This is a genomic window from Pseudomonas sp. NIBRBAC000502773 (genome assembly GCF_006517195.1).
Classification (GTDB): domain Bacteria; phylum Pseudomonadota; class Gammaproteobacteria; order Pseudomonadales; family Pseudomonadaceae; genus Aquipseudomonas; species Aquipseudomonas marginalis.
The window spans coordinates 2,114,824-2,138,202 of record NZ_CP041189.1; the positions used below are offsets into that span (position 1 = coordinate 2,114,824).

Below are 23,379 nucleotides of genomic sequence, written 5' to 3' on the forward strand. Positions count from 1 at the left end.
AAACTGCCCATGTCCGAAGACAATATCCTCACGCCCCACGGCTGGATGCGCGGCCGCCTGGTGCACCAGCACGGCAAGGTCATCGCCATTGAAGGCGAGCCTTGCGACCCGGCTGAAAACGACTTGCCCTACCTGCTGCCGGGTTTTATCGACCTGCACGTCCACGGCGGCGGCGGTAAAGACATCATGGAAGGCGCCGACGCTTTCGAGACCATCACCCGCACCCATGTGCGTTTTGGTACGACGTCGCTGTTGGCCACCACCATGACCGCGCCGGTGGACGAAATCTCCAGCGTGCTCGGCCAACTCGGCCGCTTCTGCGAGCAGCGTCCTACGGGCAGCGCCCGGGTACTCGGCGTGCACCTGGAAGGCCCCTACATCAACCCGGGAAAACTCGGCGCGCAGCCCAACTTCGCCCACACCGCATTGATGGCTGAAGTCGAAGCCTACCTGCGCCTGGCGCCGATCCGGGTGATCACCATCGCCCCGGAAATCGCCGGCCACGACGCCCTGATCCGCGCCCTCAGCGAACGCGGCGTGCGCATGCAGATCGGCCACACCCTGGGCAGCTATGAAGAAGGCGTCGCCGCCCTCGCCGCCGGTGCCACCAGCTTCACCCATTTGTACAACGCCATGAGCCCGTTGCATCACCGCGAACCCGGCATCGTCGGCGCGGCACTGGCCCACGCCAAGTACGCCGAGCTGATCCCGGATCTGCTCCACGTGCACCCCGGCGCCATGCGCGTGGCCCTGCGCGCGATCCCGTGCCTGTACTGCGTCACCGACTCCACCGCCGCCGCCGGCATGCCCGATGGCGAGTACAAGCTGGGCAGCCACACCGTGACTAAATGCCTGGGCGGCGTACGCCTGGCCGACGGCACCCTGGCCGGCAGCACCCTGACCATGGATCAGGCGCTGCGCAACCTGGTGAAGATCGGCCTGCCCATCAGCGAAGCCTCACAACGCTTGTCGCAATTTCCGGCGGACTACCTGGGCCTGGAACAACGCGGTCGCCTGCAACCCGGCAGCTTTGCCGACTGCGTGCGCCTGGACCGCTCCCTGCACCTCACCGACGTCATGGTCGAAGGAGAAACCATTGTCTTCAAAAATGCTTGAAGAGGCCTTGGCCTCCGGTGACGCCGTCGCGGCGCAATTGCAACGCCTGGGCCCGCTGCTGGAAGAAGTCGCCGGCCGCCTGCGCCGCCAGCCGCCGCAAGTGGCGATGACCATTGCGCGGGGCAGCTCGGACCACGCCGCCAGCTATTTCGCCTACCTGGCCATGCAGCATGTCGGCATTCCGGTGGCGTCGTTGCCGATGTCGGTGGTGACCTTGTTGCAAGCACCCATGAAAGTCAGCGGCCAGGTAGCGTTCGGTTTCTCCCAGTCGGGGCAAAGCCCGGACCTGGTCAACAGCCTGCGCCTGCTGCGCAAGCGCGGCGCCTTGAGCATCTCGCTGGTCAACGCCGAAGACTCGCCGCTGGAAGCCGCCTGCGAATTCCATGTGCCCCTGTGCGCCGGGCCGGAACTCAGCGTGGCCGCGACCAAGAGCTTTATCGCCACCCTCAGCGCCAGCGCGCTGTTGATCGGCCACTGGAACCAGGAGCCCGACTTGCTGCAGGCCTGCCAGGCCCTGCCCGAAGGCCTGCGCGAAGCCGCCGGGCAGGACTGGACACCCGCCATTGAGGCGCTGCGCGGCTGCCAGCAACTGATGGTGATCGGCCGTGGTGCCGGTTTTGCCATTGCCCAGGAAGCGGCGCTCAAGCTCAAGGAAACCTCGGCGATCCAGGCCGAAGCCTTCAGCAGTGCCGAGGTCCGTCACGGGCCGATGGCCTTGATCGGTGCGGACTACCCGCTGTTGGTGTTCGCGCCACGGGGTGCCGAGCAAGCCGGCTTGTTGAGCCTGGCCGCCGATATGCGCCAACGCGGTGCCCGCGTGCTGCTCGCAGCACCGGACGATATCGCCGAACGCGACCTGACCCTGAGCCGCGCCGAACACCCGAGCCTGGACCCGATCCTGGCGATCCAGAGTTTCTATGTCATGGCGGCCGGCCTGTCCGTCGCCCGAGGCCTGGACCCGGACCAGCCGCGCCACCTGAGCAAAGTTACCCGCACTCACTGAGTCGCGCTTTCCTGATGAGTACAGTGCCCATGCCCAACAACAATAATGAACTGACCCTCAACGCCCCCCTCAGCGGGCCGTTACTGGCCCTGGGCAATGTGCCTGACGACGTGTTCGCCAGCGGCGCCCTGGGCGACGGCATGGCTATCGACCCGCTCAACGATTGCCTGCATGCGCCGTGCGATGGTGTGGTCATCCATGTCGCCCGCACCGGCCACGCCTTGACGATACGCGCCGACAACGGCGCCGAAGTGTTGCTGCACATCGGCATCGACACGGTCGAATTGAACGGCGAAGGGTTTGCCCTGCTGGTCAAGGATGGCACACGGGTCAGCAATGGCCAGGCGCTGGTGCGCTTTGACCTGGACCGTATCGCCCGCCAGTGCAAAAGCCTGGTCAGCCTGATCATTCTCACCAATGGCGAACACTTTGAACTGCGCCCGCTGGCCGCGAAATCCGTCAGGCTGGGCGATCCCCTGGTGCAGGTTGTGCCGCGTGGGAACGCAGCGCAGCAAACGGCGGTGGATAACGCCGTCGCCGAAGCCAGCGCCAGCGTGCGCGTGACTCACCGTGGCGGCCTGCACGCACGGCCGGCGGCGTTGATTCGCAAGACCGCCCAGGGTTTCAGCAGCCAGGCGCTGGTGCACTTCGGCGCCAGGTCGGCCGCCTGCGACAGCCTGATCGGCCTCATGGGGCTGGGCATTGGCGAAGGCGACGAGGTGCGCGTGACCTGTCGCGGCAAGGACGCCGAGGCCGCGCTGCAGGCGCTGGTCGCGGCCTTGTCCGCCGCCGTCAAGGCAGAACACCACGCACCGGTCGTCGCCATGCCGCGCCGGGCAACCACGGAAGTTGATGTGTTGCAGGGCGTGTGCGCGGCACCGGGACTGGTCTGCGGGCCGTTGTTTCGGCTGGCGGGTATCGAGTTGCCGTCGGACCCCGGCCATCACGTCACTGACGAACAACTGCAACGCCTGGACGCAGCCCTGGAGCAGGTGCGCGGTGAAATCCGCAGCACCCTGGACCAGGCGCGCCAACGCAAGGCCGTCGAAGAAGAAGAGATCTTCGCCGCCCACCTGGCCCTGCTCGAAGACCCCGCCCTGCTGGACGCCGCCACCGAAGCTATCGAACACGGCAGCGCCGCTACCCATGCCTGGCGCGATGCTATCCAGGCGCAGTGCGCGGTATTGCTGGCCCTGGGCAAGCCGCTGTTCGCCGAACGCGCCAACGACCTACGCGACCTGCAGCAACGGGTCCTGCGCGCACTGTTGGGTGAAGCCTGGCATTTCGAATTGCCTGCGGGAGCGATTGTCAGCGCCCATGAACTGACTCCTTCGGATTTGCTGCAACTGAGCGCACAACAGGCTGCCGGGATCTGCATGGCCGAGGGGGGCGCCACGTCCCATGTCGCCATCCTGGCGCGGGGCAAAGGCTTGCCATGTGTCGTCGCGTTGGGCGCTGAGGTGCTCGATGTGCCGCACGGCCAGCGCGTGGTGCTCGACGCCGGCAACGGCCGCCTGGAACTGGCCCCCAGCGCGGCGCGTCATGCCGAAGTCCACCGGATCCGCGACGCGCAGACACTGCGTCGCCGGCAGCAACAGGCCCAGGCCCAACAACCGGCGCAAACCCGCGATGGCGTGAACATCGAAGTGGCCGCCAATGTCGCCTCCAGCGCCGAGGCCCAGGTGGCCTTTGAAAACGGCGCTGACGGCGTCGGCCTGCTGCGCACCGAATTCCTCTTCGTCGACCGCCGCACCGCGCCGGATGAACAGGAACAATGCCACGCCTATCAAGCCGTGCTGGATGCCATGGGCGACAAGTCGGTGATCATCCGCACCATCGACGTCGGTGGCGACAAGCAGCTCGATTACCTGCCGCTGCCCGTCGAAGCCAACCCGGTGCTGGGCCTGCGCGGTATTCGCATGGCCCAGGTGCGCCCTGAACTGCTCGATCAGCAATTGCGCGCCCTCCTGCAAGTCAGCCCCTTGCAACGCTGCCGCATCCTGTTGCCGATGGTCAGCGAAGTCGACGAACTGCTGCAGATTCGCCAGCGCCTGGATGAGTTGTGTGCAGAGCTGGAACTGAGCCAACGCCCCGAACTGGGGGTGATGATCGAAGTGCCCGCTGCGGCGCTGATGGCCGAACAATTGGCCGAGCACGCGGACTTCCTGTCCATCGGCACCAATGACCTGTCCCAGTACACCCTGGCCATGGACCGCGACCACGCCGGCCTCGCCGCGCGGGTCGATGCGCTGCACCCGGCACTGTTGCGGCTGATCGCCCAGACCTGCGCCGGTGCGGCGAAACACAAACGTTGGGTCGGCGTGTGCGGCGCCCTGGCGTCCGACCCACTGGCCACGCCGGTGCTGGTCGGCCTGGGGGTCAGCGAACTGTCCGTCAGCCCGCCGCAAATCGCAGAAATCAAGGATCGCGTCCGCCACCTGGACGCGGCGCAATGCCGGCAACTGAGCCTTGGCCTGCTTGACCTGAGCAGCGCCAGGGCGGTTCGCCAAGCCTGTCAACACCACTGGCCGCTGAGCTGACAACAACAAGAAAAAGGAGACCCGCCATGCACCAATTATTCATCGAAGGCCTGCAACGCCTGGGCCGCGCGCTGATGCTGCCCATCGCCATCCTGCCGATTGCCGGCCTGCTGCTACGATTGGGTGACACCGACCTGTTGAACATCGCGGTGATGCACGATGCCGGGCAGGCGATTTTCGCCAACCTGGCGCTGATCTTCGCCATCGGCATCGCCGTGGGCTTTGCCCGTGACAATAACGGCACCGCGGGACTTGCCGGTGCGATTGGCTACCTGGTGATGGTCTCCACCCTCAAGGTGATGGACAGCAGCATCAACATGGGCATGCTCGCCGGTATCGCCAGCGGCCTGATGGCCGGTGCGCTGTATAACCGCTTCAAGGACATCAAGCTGCCGGAATACCTGGCGTTCTTCGGCGGGCGGCGGTTTGTGCCGATTGTCACCGGGTTCTCGGCGGTGGCGCTGGGGGTGATCTTCGGCCTGATCTGGCCGCCGATCCAGCACGGTATCAACAGCTTCGGCGTGTTGCTGATGGAGAGCGGCAGCTTCGGCGCGTTCGTATTTGGCGTGTTCAACCGCCTGCTGATCGTCACCGGCCTGCATCATATCCTCAACAATATGGCGTGGTTTGTGTTCGGTACCTTCACCGACCCGGTGACGGGTGCAGTGGTGACCGGCGACCTGACCCGCTATTTTGCCGGCGACCCCAAAGGTGGCCAGTTCATGACCGGCATGTTCCCGGTGATGCTGTTCGGCCTGCCCGCCGCCTGCCTGGCGATGTACCGCAACGCCTTGCCGGAGCGGCGCAAGGTGATGGGCGGGATCTTCCTGTCCATGGCCTTGACGTCGTTCCTCACCGGGGTGACCGAGCCGATTGAATTCGCCTTCATGTTCCTCGCGCCGTTCCTGTACCTGATCCATGCACTGCTCACCGGCCTGTCGATGGCGGTGACCAATATGCTGAATATCCACCTGGGCTTTACCTTCTCCGGTGGGTTTATCGACATGGTGCTGGGCTGGGGCAAATCCACCAATGGCTGGCTGGTGATCCCGGTGGGCCTGGCATACGCGGCGATCTACTACAGCGTGTTCAGCTACTGCATCCGCCGCTTCAACCTGAAAACCCCGGGTCGTGAGGATATCCAGGTGGCACAGGCTGAAGCGATGACTGATAACCAGCGCGCCACGGCTTATATCCGGGCCTTGGGCGGTGCGGCCAATTTGCTCAGTGTGGGCGCCTGCACCACGCGCCTGCGGTTGGACATGGTCGACCGCAACAAAGCCGTGGATGCCGAGTTGAAAGCCCTGGGCGCCATGGCCGTGGTGCGGCCTGGCAATGGCGGCAGTTTGCAGGTGGTGGTCGGGCCGCTGGCGGACAGCATTGCCGATGAGATTCGGTTGGCGATGCCAGGGTTTGTGGCCCCCGCTCCCGTAATGGCTGCGCCTGTGGATAAGCCGGCTGCGGTGAATGTGCAGGAGGCCGAACAATGGCTGGCCGCACTGGGCGGTCGAGGCAATGTGCGCCAGCTGGAAGCGGTGGCGATGACCCGGCTGAGGGTGGAGTTGGGTGATGATTCGATGATGTCCGAAGCTCAACTGACGGCGTTGGGTTGCCAAGGTGTGCGCCAGTTGGATAGCGGGGTCTGGCACCTGTTGATGGGTGACAAGGCATCGGGGTTGGGAGAAGCACTGGAGCGCCTGGTTGGTGGTCGTGAGGTAGGCGCCGGGGTATAGAACTGCGGTGACAGTACTGGCCAATCGCGAGCAAGCCCGCTCCCACATTTGATCGTATTGCCAAGTCGGGCACCGATCAAATGTGGGAGCGGGCTTGCTCGCGAATGGGCCTCATCGGCGCCGAATTACTGCTGCGCAGGCACCTCGGATAAATCCAGCACTCGATCCACCATCAACTGGATCCCCTCCACCATCCGGTGAATCCCCAGCACCGCATCACGCTGCGAGCCGTCGATGTCAAACGCCAGATGGGCCGCCAGCGCCTGCACGGACGCCAGGTCCTGGGATGCATTGGCAAGCAAGGTTTCGCTGTTCAGATGGGGACGTACGGTGAAGAGTTGGTCGGTGGGTTGAGAGGCGGATGGGGGATTTGGACTGTCTTTGATCATGGTAAACCTCTGGTGTGAAGTAAGAGCTACCAGCATCACTTGCAGTTGATGGGTGGCAGCTGTGTGCAGGCCTGCAAGACCGAGAATCACCAGTAAATCTCGGTAGACCCGAAGGTCTCCCGCACACAGCCACCATAGGATGACCATGAAAAAGCGCCGCAATTATAAAGGCGCTTGTGACTAACTGGTGAGGTTTCGGCGGGCTTGCAGTCCCGGTCGCTGAATAAGCAGCGACTGGCGAAGGTTAGTGAGGGGAGTTCCGAGGGACAACCTGAACAGATTGTGGGAAATCTCCGAGCCACTCAGCGTCCAGGCTGCCTCTCTGGCCCAGAGCGCTGAGCAAATCACAGCAAGGGTATCTACACAACTTTTCAGACCCTGAAAAATCTCCCTGTGGCGAGCGGGCTTGTCCCGCGTTGGGCTGCGGAGCAGCCCCAAAACCAGCCGCTACAGAGTGTCTGATACACCGCATTCTTTTTAATGGGGCTGCTACGCAGCCCAACGCGGGACAAGCCCGCTCGCCACAACAGCCCTATCTGCGGGGCGTTCAGCGTTGATCCAAAGTTGTGTAGATTCCCATGCAAATCACAGTGAAGCGCCAGCACCTGACGGCGCGATTTATCTACCGCCCGGCGGACTGCACGCCTGCGCATGCTGAGGGTTCTTACCCCCGCATGGAGAGCGTACCTGTGAGCACATCCCCCCAGACCTTTGAAGGTATCAAAGGCCACCTCAATCAGATCGGGCACCACCTGCTCCAGATCGAAAAGCCGCTAGTGCCCGAACACACACCGTCTACCGAACTGGCCTACCTGGAAAAAACCAACGGCATCCTGAAGCGTTACCGCCAGCAGTTCCTGGCCAAGAGCCGCGCGCTCTATCAGGACATCACCCAGGGCGATCTGCTCGCCCGAGTCGAAGCACTCAAGTCCAGCTTGAATACCTATCTGCTGGCACTCGATCGCAACGAGCAAATCGACGGCAAGCCGCGCAAATCCTTCATGACCTTTGAAGCCGGCTACACCGCCCTGGCCAATGAAACGACGGTCAGTGCCCAGGACCGCCTGCTGCATCCGCAGCAACAGGCCATGCTTGCGCGTGTACCGCTGGGCGCTACGTTGCGCCCAGGCCTGTATGCGCTGAGCTTTCGTTATCAGGACCGGACGGTGGAGCTGGCCGGCGCCTTTGTGCTGACCGAAACGTCCAGCCCCGTGGTCACCGACCTGAGCGCTGTGCCGGTAGGGGAAGTGATGCTGTTCACGCCTTCGCGCGGGATCGAGGCATTCGGCTCGCTGACGCAACTCAATACGCACTTGTTCCAGGGCCTGGAGGATGCCGGGCAGCGACGCGACTTCATGGCATTGTTGCCCGTGCGTTATCGCGATGTAACGCCCGGCGCCATCTGGCCGTTGGAACTGACGCCGATCACCGACAAACCGCTGTTCGAACACACCTACGCTGCCCTGGTCGACAAGCGCACCGAGGACATCGAGCGCGCCTTGAACCTGGTAGACAATCCGGCCCACGAGGCCGCTGTGCTGATCGACGCCCTGGACCAGGCCATCGCGGCGGCCTTGCCGGACTTAGAAGCACGCCTGCAATGGCGCAGCCGACGCCTGCTGGAGCGCCACCTGCGCCACAGCGCACCAGACTGGTATCGCAGCGCCAGCGAGCCGCGCCGGGCCGCGCTCGCCGCCCACTTGGCGAGCTATAACGCGGCCCGCCAGGATCTGCTCGACGTGCTGGGCCCGGTCGCTACCCCTGAGGCCCTGGCCCGCTATCGACTGCTTGAACGCTTGAGCGATGAACTGGATATCCATGACCTGGCGCCGGAACACCTGCTGGTCAACACCCGGCGCTACGTCGATCCCATCGGTGAATACGAACACGACCGCAACCTGGTTGACCTGGCCCTGCGCGGGCTGCAGGCCGGTGATACCGAGCCGGGTTCGGACTTCCTGAACAAAACCACGCTGACCTACCACGAGGCACCGCTGCCGCCGGCCTATCAGGACCTGACCCCCGCCTGGCTGGCACAGGTATTGACTACCCTGCAGCCGCGTATCGAGTTCGATGAGCTGCAACAGCAGATGCATGCCAAGCCTGCGCTCAGCCGCGCGATCGAACAGATGCTCGACCAGCGGATCAACGCGCTGGCCTATACCGCCATGCTCCAGGGTCATCTCAGTGAAGAGGACTTTCAGTTGGTGCAGAATCTGCGCCAGGGCACCGACACGCGCCTGAGCGCCGCCACCCTGTCGCTGCACGAGGCCCAGTTGCAGGACATATGGGTATTGCGCCAAACCGACGCCAGCGGCGCGCTCATCCGCCTGTTGCTATGCACGCCCGAGGCACCGCGGGAGCAGCAATTCCAGGCCTTCGACACTGAGGTTGCGTGCCAGCAGCACATCCTCGGCTGGAGCCTGGACAACGGTGCAAAACACCCGCCTGGCACCCTCACCGACTATCTGATCAAGCGGGTCGCCCTGCGTTTTCGCGCAGCGATGAAGCGGGTGCTGAGCGGCTTGAGCTTCAAATTTCAAGACCGCGAGTACACAGCGATCAGCTTTGGCAACGTCGGCAGCCACGCCGACTGCCTCAAGGCGATGTCCGCCCATGTGCTGGCGACCCGCGTCGACGACTACGAATTCAGCACCCCGAACTGGTACCGCTCCACCCACGCCGACAACCGCCGCAAGCTGTTGAAACTGGCCGAGGACAGTGAAGGCGCGCTGCTCACCTACGAGGATTTTCCGCTGTCTGACGCGCAGTTTCCCAGCTTCGCTGACTACCTGCATGACCAGGCAAAAAAACGCCTGAACCTGCTGCTGGGACGTCCTCAGAACGATGTCGACCCCGACACCGTCTGGGCATTTTCACCGCCGGCGCTGCTCGGTTCATTGACCCCGCCGCCCCTGACCTACACCCAGCTGTACCGCGACGGTTATGCCGACGGTGTGGGGTTCCTCGACGAGAAGTTCTCCCGCGCCGCCCAATTCAAAGGCCCCAAGGGGATTGACCTGAGCGCATTGACCGCCGAGAAAGTCGCCCGCTCGGTCACCGGCACCTGGGTCGGCGCGCGCTATATCAGCGAAGTGCGGAGCCGATTGCTGAATGTCGGCAGCGCGGACTATGACCTGCGGCGCAATGCAACGCTGAGTATCACCCAGCGCCAGATGCAGAACGCCGCCCTGGAGTGCCGGCTCGAGGGCCACATCGCCGGGGTCGATTGGGACTGGCTGGAGCGCAGTATCGCCAGCATGGGGGAAACGGCCACCGAGACACGCGGCACCTACGCCATTCATCGCCTGATGATCAATGGCGAATGGGTGATGGGCACTTTCCTCTTCAGCCATGCTGATTTTCCGACGCTGCTCTATACCCCCAACGCACCGGATGGCATCAGCTTTCGCGAGGCCAGGCAGTTCAACTACCTGCTGAAAAAGGTGCCCGGCATGGTCGCCTATTTCACCCTACGGGTCGGTGCCCAATCCCAGGTTAAAGTGCGTACCTTTCTGGAAACCGCCAAGGCGCAGTTGCCCGAGGACCTGAACAAAACCGACACCAGCCCGGCACGCTATGACGCAACCCGTGCACAGCCGCCCCTGCTGGATCTGCGTCGGGCCCTGTACGACATGAAGCAGCAGCGCAGGATCGACGACGTTGAAGGCACCACGGCCAATCGCACCCAGGTGATCACGGGCATCCTCTGGACCTGCGTGGAATGGGTCACCGCCATTGCTACCGCACCGTTTCCCATCGTCAGCCTGAGCCTGGGCATGCTGCTGGCGTTCAAGGACGGCATGCTGGCCCTGAACGCCTATCAACAAGGCGATACAAGTGCCGCCGTGGAACACCTGATCGGTTATGTGCTGAACAGCGCCGGCGCGGCGTTCACCGACCTGCGTCCGGCATTGGTTTCCCTTAAACAGCTGGCAAGACCGGCCCTGCGCGAGGCCGCCCAGAGCGCCACCGCGACCAGCGAGACCCTGAAGCTGGTGCATCCCCTGCAACCCCCGGTACTTGCGCCGGCAGACATGCAGGCGGTGCTGTTCGACGGCGAGTTGCTTTGGGCAAAAAACACCCCGGACCCGATCGGACGTTATTTGCTGTACCGACTCGATCCGCCTACCGGCAAACTGATCTCCACGACTCGCGTGGCCGCGCCCGATGCACAAGGCGTCTGGCGCCGCACCGGCGTCACCGGTGGCGCGCCCAAGTATGAAAAATTGCCCGACACACCAGAGCCGCTCAAGCCTTATGAGATGCCGGCAAAGTACGCCAACAAACTGGAACTGGTGCTCGACCCGGATGTGCGCACCGGGATACTGCTGCGGTCGGAGTGGGATTTCGGCTCGCAAGACGTGATCCTGGGAAGCGCCGCCATTGAACTCAAATCCCTTCGTACCGCTTACCTGCAACAGGCCGAACGCCTGGCCACCGACGCCCAGGACTTTTTCAAGACCCTTGACCCGTTGCCGGCCCGCGCCGAGCTTCCGGCCCTGGACGCCAGCACGTCGTTTGCACAACTGATCGCCAGCGATGCCTTCAGCGGTAACAAGAACCTGGTCATTGGCGCGGTGCCCGGCTCCATTGCCAGTAAACAGCTGCTGGTCACACACATGGACGCGTTGATCAGCAAGGGTTTCAAACACCTTTATATCGAGTACCTGCCCGGTGATGTATTTCGTCCAAAACTGGAGAAGCTCAACAGCGGAAAATCCTGGCAGCACATCGAGCGGCACCTGAAGACCGTCGACAAAGCCTTTGGCTTGGCCGAGAACGCCGAGTACTCCTACGTCGCCCTGGTACGCAAGGCTCAGGAAAAGGGCGTGAAGATCAAGGCCCTGGATGCCTCAACCTCGTACTTGCTGGACGACGCCCTGCAAATGGGCGACACCCCACCGACGACGCCACGCGGCAACAGCATCAGAAACTATTACTCCCACAAAGCCATTCAGACCGATGCCCTCGACGAGCAGGATGAACGCTGGGTGGCCCTGGTGGATCATTCCCGGCTGCGTACTTTCGAGCAAACGCCTGGCCTGGCGGACCTGCAGGACGCGGTCGCCCTGCGCGTGGTGGATGTGGGTACGGACCAACCCGTGGGCGTGTGGATCGACACCCCCTTGGCGGGTGAAGCGCTGGCCAGAGGCGATTACCAATTGACCATGCGCACCCCGTACAAAGCCCCCGAACCGGCAACATCGCCCAGCGCTGTGCCTGTGGCCGCAGCGCATTACAGCGAGTACGACATTGCCGTCCCGCTCCGGGAGAGCATCGTCCGACAGACCAGCACACGGCATGGCCTGGACACGCGCTACTTCCCGCAGAACCCGGAGCATCAGGAAGCCTTCAGGGCATTTGTGGATACCCGCGCGCGCCTGAGTGCGGATGCCGACACGTACCTGGCCAGCCACGTGCCGCCAGCCCGGCCCGAGCCATCCGTACTGGGCCTGCCGAACACCCCCGAGGCATTGCTGGAGAAAATCCGTCACAGCGAGTTTTCGGGGCTGGTGATCGGTGAAGGGCACAATGCGCAATCGAGCAAACGCCTGCTGCGCGATTACATGGGAAAGCTCAAGGAACTGGAGTTCAAGACGCTGTACGTGGAGCATCTGCTGACCGATTTGCACCAGCACGAGCTGGATATTTTTCTGCAGACCCAACGGCTGCCGGACAACCTCAAGCGCTACCTCTCCCAGCTGGATCGGGGCCATATGCCGGGCTACAAAGGCAGCGATACCTACACCGAAGTGATCCAGATCGCGGCAAGACACGGCATGCGCATCCGCGCCCTGGACTGCACCGCCAGTTACCACATCAAGGGGTTGGGGGACGCGGACGTCTCACGCAACCAGCTGTTCAGTTACTTCGCCTCCAAGGTCATCGACGCCGACCAGGCCGCACACGGGCCCCACAAGTGGGTGGCCTTCGTGGGCAGCGCGCACACCAACACCCACCTGAGCGTGCCTGGCCTCGCGGAACTCCAGGGCGCGGTCAGCCTGCATGTGCGGGACACCGCCCCGGCGCTGGCGCAAAACATTCGAGCGGGGGCCTGGGAGACCGTCTCCGAAGGCATCAGCCCTTACACCAGGGCCTTGCGCAGCGACTTCATTCTCGACGCAGGGGTTGCCGGCACCAAAGCCCCGACGCCTTTCGCAGCGGTGGACAGGACACGCCTGAACCGGCCCGGCCTGTTCCTGATCGAACGCCCGTCGCCCTCGCAGAACATCCTGCTGCATCGTTCGCGCACCGGGGAAATCGTGTCGACGCCGATCAAGGTCGACCACAATGGCCTGTTTTATGTCGACCGCTGGGAGCCGATGCAGGGCAAGCGGTTCAGCTACGAAAACATGTTGATCAGTGCATTGAAGGCAGAAGTCGGGTTGACCCCCGCACCCTGAGCCATTGAGGCTTTGACACCGGGTTCATGACCACCCACAAAAAACCCGCTGGCCAAACCGGCCCAGCGGGTTTCTTGTTTCTACAGCGGGCGGATCAGAAATCCGCCAACGGCCACACTTCATAAGCCGGTGTCTCATAGGGGTGACTGAGTTTCAACGCGGCGACCACCGCGTTGATCAACTCATCGGCCACCACCAGCTCGACCTTCCATTCTTCAACCACTTCAACCTGGCCAACCTGCCCGATAAACGGCTGGCTGCCGTCCAACGCGCGAAACTGGCCCTGGCCCAGCACTTGCCAGGCGCAGCGGTCGTAGTCGCCGATGCGCCCACCGCCAGCAGCGAAGACGGCGGCTTTCACCGTCTCCACATGGCTGTCGGGCACAAAGAAGGCAAGCTTGTACACCGCCTTAGTTCACCCACACGCGGGCGTTGCGGAACATGCGCATCCACGCACCGTCTTCGTTCCACTCTTCCGGGCGCCAGGAGTTCTGCACGGCGCGGAACACGCGCTCCGGGTGCGGCATCATGATGGTCACGCGACCGTCGCGGCTGGTGAGGCCGGTGATCCCACGCGGCGAGCCGTTCGGGTTGGCCGGGTAGCTTTCGGTGACCTTGCCGTGGTTGTCGACGAAACGCATGGCCACGCAACCGGACAAGTCGGCTTCGAGCAACGCCTCTTCGCTTTCGAACTCGGCATGGCCTTCACCGTGGGCGATGGCGATCGGCATGCGCGAACCGGCCATGCCTTGCAGGAAGATCGAGTTGGATTCCTGCACCTGCACCATGGCGACACGGGCTTCGAACTGCTCCGAGCGGTTACGCACGAAGTGCGGCCAGAACTCGCTGCCCGGGATCAGCTCGTGGAGGTTGGACATCATCTGGCAACCGTTGCACACACCCAGGGTGAAGCTGTCGTTGCGCTCGAAGAAGCCCTGGAACGCGTCGCGGGCACGGCTGTTGAACAGGGCCGATTTGGCCCAGCCTTCGCCGGCACCCAGTACGTCGCCGTAGGAGAAACCGCCGCAGGCCACCAGGCCTTTGAACTCGTTGAGGTCAACGCGACCGGCGAGGATGTCGCTCATGTGCACGTCGATCGCATTAAAGCCGGCGCGGTCGAACGCGGCCGCCATTTCCACCTGGCCGTTGACGCCCTGCTCACGCAGCACGGCAACTTGTGGGCGGATGCCTTTCTTGATGTACGGCGCGGCGATGTCCTGGTTGACGTCGAAGCTGAGCTTGGTGCTCAGGCCCGGGTTGTCTTCTTCCAGGATCACGTCGAATTCCTGCTCGGCGCAGTCGGCGTTGTCACGCAGGCGTTGGATCTGGTAGCTGGTCTCGGCCCACTGGCGTTGCAGCAAGCGGCGCTGGCCGGCAAACACGGTGTCGCCGTTGAAGGAGATATTGATTTCACCGTTGTTGATCGGCTGGCCGATCACCGCGACGCAGTCGTCCAGGCCAGCGGCGCTGAACTGTGCGAGTACGTCCGGGGTTGCGTCCTGGCGAACCTGGATCACCGCACCCAACTCTTCGTTGAAGAGGATGCCGTTGATTTCGGACGCATCCTCGGCAACGCTGTCGAGCACGATGTTCAGGCCGCAGTGACCGGCAAAGGCCATCTCGACCACGCTGGTCAGCAGGCCACCGTCGGAACGGTCGTGGTAGGCCAGCAGGTGGCCGTCGGCGTTGAGGCCCTGGATCACGGCGAAGAAGGCTTTCAGGTCTTCGGCGTCATCCACGTCCGGCGCCTGTTTGCCAAGCTTGCCGTGGGTTTGCGCGAGGATCGAGGCGCCCATGCGGTTCTGGCCACGGCCGAGGTCGATCAGGATCAGGTCGGTGGTGCCCTTGTCCATGCGCAGTTGCGGGGTCAGGGTCTGGCGGATGTCGGTGACCGGCGCAAAGCCGGTGACGATCAGCGACAGCGGCGAGGTGACGCTCTTGTCCACGCCTTCATCGTTCCAACGGGTGGCCATGGACATGGAGTCCTTGCCCACCGGAATGGTGATGCCCAGCTCCGGGCACAGCTCCATGCCGACCGCTTTCACGGTGTCGTACAGACGCGCATCTTCACCGGGGTGACCGGCAGCGGACATCCAGTTGGCCGACAATTTGATGTCGGACAGCTTGCCGATGCGCGACGCGGCGATGTTGGTGAGGGTTTCACCAATGGCCATGCGGCCCGACGCCGGGGCGTCCAGCAGGGCCAGTGGCGTACGCTCGCCCATGGCCATGGCTTCGCCGGTGTAGACGTCGAAGCTGGTGGCGGTGACGGCAACGTCGGCCACCGGCACCTGCCATGGGCCGACCATTTGGTCACGGGCCACCAGGCCGGTGATGGTGCGGTCGCCGATGGTGATCAGGAAGCTTTTGCTCGCCACGGCCGGGTGGTGCAGCACGCGTTCAATGCTGTCAGTCAGGTCCAGCGTGCTTGGGTCGAAATCATCGCCCAGCTCGGTTTCACGAACCGCCGAACGGTGCATGCGCGGGGCCTTGCCCAGCAGCACTTCGAGGGGCATGTCCACCGGGCTGTTGCCGAAGTGGCTGTCGGTGACCGTCAGTTGCGGCTCGGCAGTGGCTTCGCCGACCACGGCAAACGGGCAACGCTCGCGTTCGCAGATGGCCTGGAAGCGCGCGAAGTCTTCAGGGCCGACCGCCAGTACGTAACGTTCCTGGGATTCGTTGCTCCAGATTTCGTGCGGGGCCATGCCCGGCTCGTCGTTTGGAATGTTGCGCAGTTCGAAGCGGCCACCGCGGTCGCCATCGTTGACCAGCTCCGGGAAGGCGTTGGACAAACCGCCGGCGCCGACGTCGTGGATAAAGCTGATGGGGTTCTTGTCACCCAACTGCCAGCAACGGTCGATGACTTCCTGGCAGCGGCGTTCCATCTCAGGGTTTTCGCGCTGTACGGAGGCGAAGTCGAGGTCTGCCGAGCTGGTGCCGGTGGCCATGGAGGAAGCAGCGCCGCCGCCCAGGCCGATCAGCATCGCCGGGCCGCCGAGCACGATCAGCTTGGAGCCGACCAGGATCTCGCCTTTCTTGACGTGTTCTTCACGGATGTTGCCCATGCCGCCGGCCAGCATGATTGGCTTGTGGTAGCCGCGCACTTCATCGCCACGGGGGTGGTGATGGACTGTTCGAAGGTACGGAAATAACCGGTCAGCGCCGGACGGCCGAACTCGTTGTTGAACGCGGCGCCGCCCAGCGGGCCTTCGATCATGATGTCCAGCGCCGTCACGATGCGCTCAGGCTTGCCGTACGGCACTTCCCATGGCTGTTCGAAGCCCGGGATCTGCAGGTTGGACACGGTGAAACCGGTCAGGCCGGCCTTTGGCTTGGCGCCACGGCCGGTGGCACCTTCGTCGCGGATCTCACCGCCGGAACCGGTGGCAGCGCCCGGGAACGGGGCAATCGCGGTCGGGTGGTTGTGGGTCTCGACCTTCATCAGGATGTGCACCGGCTCCTGCACCGCGCCGTACTGGCGGGTTTCAGGGTCCGGGAAGAAACGGCCGGCGACCGAACCGACGATCACCGAGGCGTTGTCCTTATAAGCCGACAGAACACCTTCGCTGTGCATCACGTAGGTGTTCTTGATCATGCCGAACAGGCTTTTTTCCTGGCTCTCGCCGTCGATGTCCCAACTGGCGTTGAAGATCTTGTGACGGCAGTGCTCGGAGTTGGCCTGGGCGAACATCATCAGTTCGATGTCGTGGGGGTTGCGCTTGAGACCGGTGAAGGCGTTGACCAGGTAGTCGATCTCGTCTTCGGCCAGGGCCAGGCCCAGCTCGGTGTTGGCCTTCTCCAGCGCAGCGCGGCCACCGCCCAGCACGTCAATCGCGGTCAACGGCTTGGGCTCGGCGTGGCTGAACAGGCCGGCAGCCTGTTCCAGCTGGCTGACGATGATCTGGGTCATGCGGTCGTGCAGGCTGCTGGCGATCAGCTCGGCCTCGGCGTCGCTGAACCCACCTTCGACGTAGAACGCGATACCACGCTCCAGGCGCTGGATCTTCTCCAGGCCGCAGTTGCGGGCGATATCGCTGGCCTTGCTCGACCAGGGCGAGATGGTGCCGAACCGTGGCAGAACCAGGAACAAGCGGCCGGTCGGCTCTTGAACGGGAACGCTTGGGCCGTACTTCAGAAGGCGTGCGAGCACTTGCTGTTCGTCGGCGGTCAAGACGCCGGTAACGTCGGCGAAGTGAGCAAATTCAGCATACAGGCCTGTAACCGCTGGAACCTTCTGGCTCAGTTGTTCAAGGAGTTTGCTGTGGCGAAAGGCAGAAAGGGCAGGAGCGCCGCGCAGGATCAACATCTTCGGGACAGCCTCGGGAAGGGGTGTGCTTTGAGGCCGTGCATTCTAGCGTAAACCATCGCCAACGGCACCCGAAACGGCACCGCTGGCGGCTGCCGAACGTCAGTTGGCACGGTTTGCACGCTATCGGGGCGTTATCCAAGGCATTCCGCGCAGTTATTTTAACCGTCACAATCGGGCGCCAAGCCACGTTTCTGCGGGTTGCAGCACAGTTTTGGCGGCGCTAGCAGACAAGTCCGCCGCTGTCGAGATATGGCGCCGTGGGCCGTTTGCGTATACTGCGCAGATGTTCTCCCCAACTGCTTTGCGCCCGCGATGCGCCAGATGGCTCATCGTCACCGGACTCTTCCTGATGCTCAGCGCCTGTGTTGATAAACCCAGCACGCTCGAGCGAATCAAGGAGGATGGCGTATTGCGGGTGATTACCCGAAACAGCCCGGCGACTTACTTCCAGGACCGCAACGGTGAAACCGGTTTCGAATACGAACTGGTCAAGCGTTTTGCCGATGACCTGGGCGTGAAGCTGGAAATCGAGACCGCCGACAACCTTGACGACCTGTTCGGCCAGTTGGGCAAACCCAACGGCCCGGTGCTCGCCGCCGCCGGCCTGGTCAGCAGCGAGCAGCGCCAGCAACAGGTGCGTTTCTCCCATCCTTACCTGGAAGTCACCCCGCAGATCATCTACCGCAACGGCCAGTCACGCCCGACGAACGCGGCGGACCTGGTGGGCAAGAAGATCATGGTGCTCAAGGGCAGTACCCACGCCGAACAACTGGCGGCGCTTAAGAAGCAGAACCCGGCCATCGAATACGAAGAATCCGATGCCGTCGAGGTGGTCGACCTGCTGCGCATGGTGGACGAGGGGCAAATCGACCTGACCCTGGTGGACTCCAACGAAGTGGCGATGAACCAGGTGTACTTCCCCAACGTACGGGTGGCGTTCGACCTCGGCAATGCCAGCAACCAGAGCTGGGCCGTGGCCGCCGGCGACGACAACAGCCTGCTCAACGAGATCAACAGCTACCTGGACAAGGTGGAAAAGAACGGCACCCTGCAACGCCTTAAAGACCGCTATTACGGGCACGTCGATGTACTCGGCTATGTCGGCGCCTACACCTTCGCCCAGCATTTGCAGCAGCGGCTGCCCAAATACGAGAAACACTTTCGCGCCTACGCCAAGGAAGAAAAAGTCGATTGGCGCCTGCTTGCGGCTATCGGCTATCAGGAATCGCTGTGGCAACCGGCGGTCACCTCAAAGACCGGCGTGCGCGGCCTGATGATGCTGACCCAGAACACTGCCCAGGCGATGGGCGTGTCCAATCGCCTGGATGCCAGGCAAAGCATCATGGGCGGCGCCAAGTACCTGGCCAAGATCAAGGACGAGCTGGACGACAAGATCGCCGAGCCCGACCGCACCTGGTTCGCCCTCGCTGCTTATAACGTCGGCACCGGCCATCTGGACGACGCGCGCATCCTGGCGAAGAAGGAAGGCCTGAACCCGAACAAGTGGCTGGACGTGAAGAAGATGCTGCCGCGCCTGTCGCAGAAGCAGTGGTACAGCAAGACCCGCTACGGCTACGCCCGGGGCGGCGAGCCGGTGCACTTCGTGGCGAACATCCGGCGCTACTACGACATCCTGACCTGGGTGACCCAGCCGCAGTTGGAGGGTAACCAGGTGGTGGAAGGTAATCTGCATGTGCCGGGTGTGGATAAAACCAAGCCGCCGGAGGACACCCCGCAACTCTGACCGCAACATTTCAGACACCACCTTTTGATCTCTACATGGATCAGAGGCCGGTGATCAGGTGGACCACTCCTCCCGCCAACACCATCACGCCCGCCACACCCGCCGCTTTCAACGCCGCCTCATCCAACCGCCCCGCATCCTGCAATTGCACCCGCACCCGCGTCAGCGCCACACGCTGCTGCGACCTGAGGTTATTCGCACCGCCCAGCGCACTCAGCACCTCGGCCGACAACAGCCCCTGTGTCGGCACCGCCACCGTCTCGGCAATCAAATCCGGGGTCAGGGCTTTCCAGAACGCCCGCTGCAATTTCTCGAACATGCTCAGTGCTCCATGACAGGTGAGGTTTCAACGGTGGCCGCGTGGTACAGGCGCAAGGCCTCGCGTACCTGGGCGGCCTCTTCCAGGCCCAGTACCTGACGGGCGATGGTCTGGCAGCCGGCCAGGTCCAGCCCGCGCACGGTGGCCTTGATGGTGGGGATCAGCGGCACACTGACCGACAACTCATCCACCCCCAGCCCGATCAACACCGGCACCGCCAGGGCTTCGGACGCCAGTGCGCCGCATACGCCCACCCACTTGCCATGGGCATGGGCGGCCGTGACGGTGGTGGCGATCAGGCGCAATACCGCCGGGTGAAAGCTGTCGGCCTGGCTGGCCAGGCGCGGGTGATCACGGTCCATGGCCAGGGTGTATTGGGTCAGGTCGTTGGTGCCGATGGAGAAGAAATCCACATGGGGCGCAAACACATCGGCCATCAGGGCCGCCGACGGCACCTCGATCATGATGCCCAGTTTGGGCAACGCGCTGAGCCCAAGGGCCTGGGCTTCTTCCTCCATAATCTGGCGGGCCAGGTGCAGCTCCGACAGCAGGCTGACCATCGGCAACATGACATGCAGGCGTGCCAGCCCGGCACTGGCGAGGATCGCGCGCAACTGTTCACGCAACAGCTCCGGGCGCTCCAGGCACAGGCGTATACCGCGCAGGCCCAGGAACGGGTTGGTTTCACTGTCCATCGGCACGTAAGCCAGGGGTTTATCGCCGCCGACGTCCAGGGTGCGTACCACCAGATTGCGCTCGGTGCCCAGGGCACGGGCGATGGCGCTGTAGGTGGCGGCCTGCTCATCCACGCTTGGGGCGCGATTGCGATCCAGGTACAAAAACTCCGAGCGCAGCAGGCCGACGCCTTCGCCCCCCAGGGCCAGGGATTGCTCCACTTCCTGCAACGAAGCGACGTTGGCGCTCACCTCGACGTGATGGCCGTCGCGGGTAATCGCCGGCACTGACGCCTGCGCCACGTCACGCTGACGTCGCAGCACGTGCTGCTTACGCGCAGCTTCCAGCTGTTCGATCTCGGCCAGGTTGGGGTCCAGGTGCAACTCGCCCTTGTCGGCGTCGAGCAGGACCTGTTTGCCGTTGGCCAGCGCCAGCACTTCAGGCCCGACCCCGCACATGGCAGGCAGGCCCAGGGCCCGCGCCAGGATCGCGACATGGCTGGTCGCCCCGCCGCCGACGGTGACAAACCCCAGTACCTTTTGGGTGTCGAGGCTGGCGGTTTGCGAAGGCGTCAGTTGCTCGGCGACCAGGATCGCGCGGTCGGGCAGGTCCCAGGCGCGGTCTTGAATACCGAGGATCAGCTTCAGCACACGCCGGCCGACATCCGCCAGGTCCGCCGCACGTTCGGCCAACAGGGCGTTGCCCAGGTTCTGGAACAGCTGGGCAGTGGCGACCGTGGCGCTGTTCCAAGCGAACGCGGCGCTCTTGCCTTCGGCCAGCAGACCGTGGGCTTGTTCCAGCAGCGTCGGGTCTTCGAGCAATTCCTGATGGGCGCGGAAAATCTCAGCCTGGGCACTGCCTGCCGCCTGGGTTTGCAGGGCTTGCAGCGCTTCGGTTGCAGCCAACAGGCCACGCGCCAAAGCAGCACGTTCGAAGGTTTCTCCCGCCCCCTGTTCAGTCACCTTCAGCTCGGGCTCAGCAACCTGGACCACCTGGCCAAACGCCGATCCCGGCGATGCGCAAACGCCTCGCAGCAGCGTCGCCGACGATACCGGCACCGGCGCTTCAAGCTGTGCAGCCGGTGCCGCGATGGACTCGCCGCAACCTTCAAGCAACAGCGCGACCAGCGCCTGGATCGCCGCCTCGGCGTCGTCACCGGCCGCACTCACTTGCAAGGTATCGCCCTGCACGGTTTGCAGCGCCATGATCGCCACCAGCGACTTGGCGTTGGCACTCTGGGTTTGCTTGTGCAGGTAAATGCTCGCGTTAAAACCTTTCGCAGCTTGTGCCAATACGGCGGCCGGGCGCGCGTGCAAACCGTTGGTGTTGGGCAAGGTCAACGGTTTTGAGAAGCGTGCATCGCCCTCCTCCTCATCGGCCTCCTCTACCCGGTTGCCGGGCGCTACCTGCAACACCGGTTGGCCCAATTCCACCAGGCCGCTTGCCAACGGCGTGAACGGCTCGCCGCTGACCACCAGCATCAAGGTCAGCAAACTGCGTGCGTGGAGTGCCACATAGTCGGCATCGAATTCGATCAAGGCTTGCCCGGCCTCCACCCGCTGGCCTTCCTCGACCAGGCGGGTGAAGCCCTTGCCCGCCAGGCTCACGGTGTCCAGGCCGATATGCATCAGCACCTGCACGCCGTTGTCGTCGGTGACGCTGACCGCATGCCCACTGTCCTGGATATTGCTGATCACCCCGGCCAGGGGCGCACACAGGGTCTGCGAGGTGGGATCGATGCACAGGCCGTCGCCGATCATGCGGCTGGCGAACACCGGGTCAGGCACCTTGTCCAGTGCCAGCAGCACGCCGGACAAGGGCGCCAGCAGTTCCAGGGGTTGAGTTGCGGTCATGACGTCACCTGCTGTTTTGTTCTGTAAAAATCCTTGGGTGGATGCCTATCCCATGGATGACTTATTTCCACCAGTATTCAACCTGCACGCCCACATTCGACCCATGCCGCGCGGTGCCATAGGCGCCGGTGTCGGACAACGCCGAGCCCGCCGCCAGTTCATTCGCTGCACGCTTGGCCGCTTCGTTCCAGGTCGCATAGGTGTAGTACAAACGCACCTCCGGCCGCGCCCAGAAATCCGGGCCGTTGGGCGACCAGGTCGGGGCGAAGGTAAATTTGCTCAGCTTGCGCGTGCCGCCGGTGGCATCGACCTGATCATGCCCAAGCTCGGTGACCAACTTGAATTGTTCGCTGATCGCATACGCAGGGCGCACGCCGATGGACATCCAGGTCTGGTCCTGGCTGCCGGGGCGAATATCCTTCTGGTACACCGCCTCGATCTGCCCTCCAAAACGCGGGGTCACTTGCCAGTCGAAGAACTCCACAGCGCGATAACTTTTGCTGCTGTTATCCAGGAAGGTATTGCCGGTGTAGCCCAGGCCGGTGCCGGGGCCTTCGCCGTACTGCAAAGCGAATTTGTTCTTGCCACCCAGGAAGGGCTTTTGCACATGCTGCGCGGTGAGTGCCCAGCCGCTGTGGGTGGCACGCCCACCGGCCTTTTCGATATGGCTCAAGCCCAGCTCCAGCTCGCCGCCGGGGTTGGTCTTGAAGCCCGCGACGTTGAAGTCGTGACGGGTGGCGTATTCCTTCTGGTACAGGTTGTCCTTGCGCGAAATGGCGTAGCTGTACTTGAGGTCGCCGATCAGCACGTCCTCGATACCGCCGCCGGTTGCGCTCTGGTTCCAGTAGTAGAAGTCGGAAATATGGATGTCGTTGCGTTTGTAGTAACGCCGACCGGCCCACAGCGAACCGCCATTGAGGGCAGGCAGGTTCGACCACTGCGCATACATCTGCGGCATGCGCGCCGAGCCGTTGTCTTCGCCCTGGAATTTAAGAGCGCGGTCGTATTGGTTGTACAGCGATGCCATGGCGTCGACGCTGAGCACCGAGCCGTCGTCGAGGGTCAGCAGGTCCTGACGCAGTTCCAGCTCGGCGTACTGCTCGCATTCGTTGCCCAGCCGGTATTTGGTTTGCGCACCCGGCAACTGGAAACACTGCTGCTTGCCACTGCCTGTCGACGTCCCCGCGCCGCTGCGCAAGTAACCGGCAAATTCCAGGGCCTGCGCGCCGAATGGCAGGCTCAGGCAGGATGCAACGAGGCCCAGCTTTATTGTTGTTTTCATGAAGCACTC

The 23,379-nt window shown here is 63.4% G+C and carries 11 protein-coding genes and 1 pseudogene; 6 read left to right on the forward strand and 6 right to left on the reverse strand.

Annotation, left to right across the window (positions count from 1 at the left end; all coding sequences use genetic code 11):
* The first annotated feature begins 9 nt into the window (after window positions 1-9).
* From nagA to nagE, 4 genes are read left to right on the forward strand one after another with little or no spacing between them, the layout of a single operon-like run.
* Entirely contained in the window at window positions 10-1,116 is a 1,107-nt protein-coding gene (gene nagA, locus NIBR502773_RS09755) for an N-acetylglucosamine-6-phosphate deacetylase (RefSeq protein ID WP_027605446.1), read from the forward strand.
* Window positions 1,109-2,119, forward strand: coding sequence for an SIS domain-containing protein (locus NIBR502773_RS09760; protein WP_065939227.1), 1,011 nt, complete (start codon window positions 1,109-1,111; stop codon window positions 2,117-2,119). The genes nagA and NIBR502773_RS09760 overlap by 8 nt, the downstream gene beginning before the upstream one ends.
* Window positions 2,120-2,148: 29 nt before the next feature.
* A complete protein-coding gene (gene ptsP, locus NIBR502773_RS09765; RefSeq protein ID WP_141155935.1) occupies window positions 2,149-4,659 on the forward strand; it encodes a phosphoenolpyruvate--protein phosphotransferase in 2,511 nt (836 codons plus the stop codon).
* 26 nt (window positions 4,660-4,685) lie between these two features.
* Window positions 4,686-6,392 (forward strand): N-acetylglucosamine-specific PTS transporter subunit IIBC, encoded by a 1,707-nt coding sequence (nagE, locus tag NIBR502773_RS09770; RefSeq protein ID WP_141155936.1) that lies wholly within the window; start codon window positions 4,686-4,688, stop codon window positions 6,390-6,392.
* 125 nt (window positions 6,393-6,517) lie between these two features.
* Here the strand turns inward: nagE and NIBR502773_RS09775 are convergent, their stop codons facing one another.
* The gene (locus tag NIBR502773_RS09775) at window positions 6,518-6,781 is read right to left on the reverse strand and encodes a DUF6124 family protein (RefSeq protein ID WP_065939230.1); all 264 of its coding nucleotides are present in this window, start codon (window positions 6,779-6,781) and stop codon (window positions 6,518-6,520) included.
* A 689-nt stretch (window positions 6,782-7,470) separates the two neighbouring features.
* Here NIBR502773_RS09775 and NIBR502773_RS09780 point away from each other — a divergent pair.
* Window positions 7,471-13,188 carry a membrane-targeted effector domain-containing toxin gene (locus NIBR502773_RS09780; RefSeq protein ID WP_141155937.1) on the forward strand — a complete coding sequence of 1,906 codons (5,718 nt, stop codon included), beginning with the start codon at window positions 7,471-7,473 and terminating at the stop codon, window positions 13,186-13,188.
* A gap of 94 nt (window positions 13,189-13,282) precedes the next feature.
* Here NIBR502773_RS09780 and NIBR502773_RS09785 read toward each other — a convergent pair whose 3' ends face one another.
* Window positions 13,283-13,594, reverse strand: a complete 312-nt coding sequence (locus tag NIBR502773_RS09785) for an NGG1p interacting factor NIF3 (RefSeq protein WP_141155938.1) — start codon at window positions 13,592-13,594, stop codon at window positions 13,283-13,285.
* Between the two features lie 4 nt (window positions 13,595-13,598).
* Window positions 13,599-17,494: pseudogene (gene purL, locus NIBR502773_RS09790) on the reverse strand (phosphoribosylformylglycinamidine synthase).
* A 286-nt stretch (window positions 17,495-17,780) separates the two neighbouring features.
* On the opposite strand from purL, the gene mltF reads away from it, so the two are divergent.
* Entirely contained in the window at window positions 17,781-19,241 is a 1,461-nt protein-coding gene (gene mltF, locus NIBR502773_RS09795; RefSeq protein WP_027605438.1) for a membrane-bound lytic murein transglycosylase MltF, read from the forward strand.
* A gap of 40 nt (window positions 19,242-19,281) precedes the next feature.
* Here the strand turns inward: mltF and NIBR502773_RS09800 are convergent, their stop codons facing one another.
* The 3 genes from NIBR502773_RS09800 to NIBR502773_RS09810 all read right to left on the reverse strand — a co-directional run bounded on the left by NIBR502773_RS09800 (window position 19,282) and on the right by NIBR502773_RS09810 (window position 23,370).
* Window positions 19,282-19,560 (reverse strand): PTS transporter subunit EIIB, encoded by a 279-nt coding sequence (locus NIBR502773_RS09800; protein ID WP_027605437.1) that lies wholly within the window; start codon window positions 19,558-19,560, stop codon window positions 19,282-19,284.
* Window positions 19,561-19,562: 2 nt separating this feature from the next.
* Complete coding sequence (ptsP, locus tag NIBR502773_RS09805; protein WP_141155939.1) at window positions 19,563-22,088, reverse strand: phosphoenolpyruvate--protein phosphotransferase; 2,526 nt, start codon at window positions 22,086-22,088, stop codon at window positions 19,563-19,565.
* A gap of 61 nt (window positions 22,089-22,149) precedes the next feature.
* Complete coding sequence (locus NIBR502773_RS09810; protein WP_141155940.1) at window positions 22,150-23,370, reverse strand: carbohydrate porin; 1,221 nt, start codon at window positions 23,368-23,370, stop codon at window positions 22,150-22,152.
* Window positions 23,371-23,379: the final 9 nt, after the last annotated feature.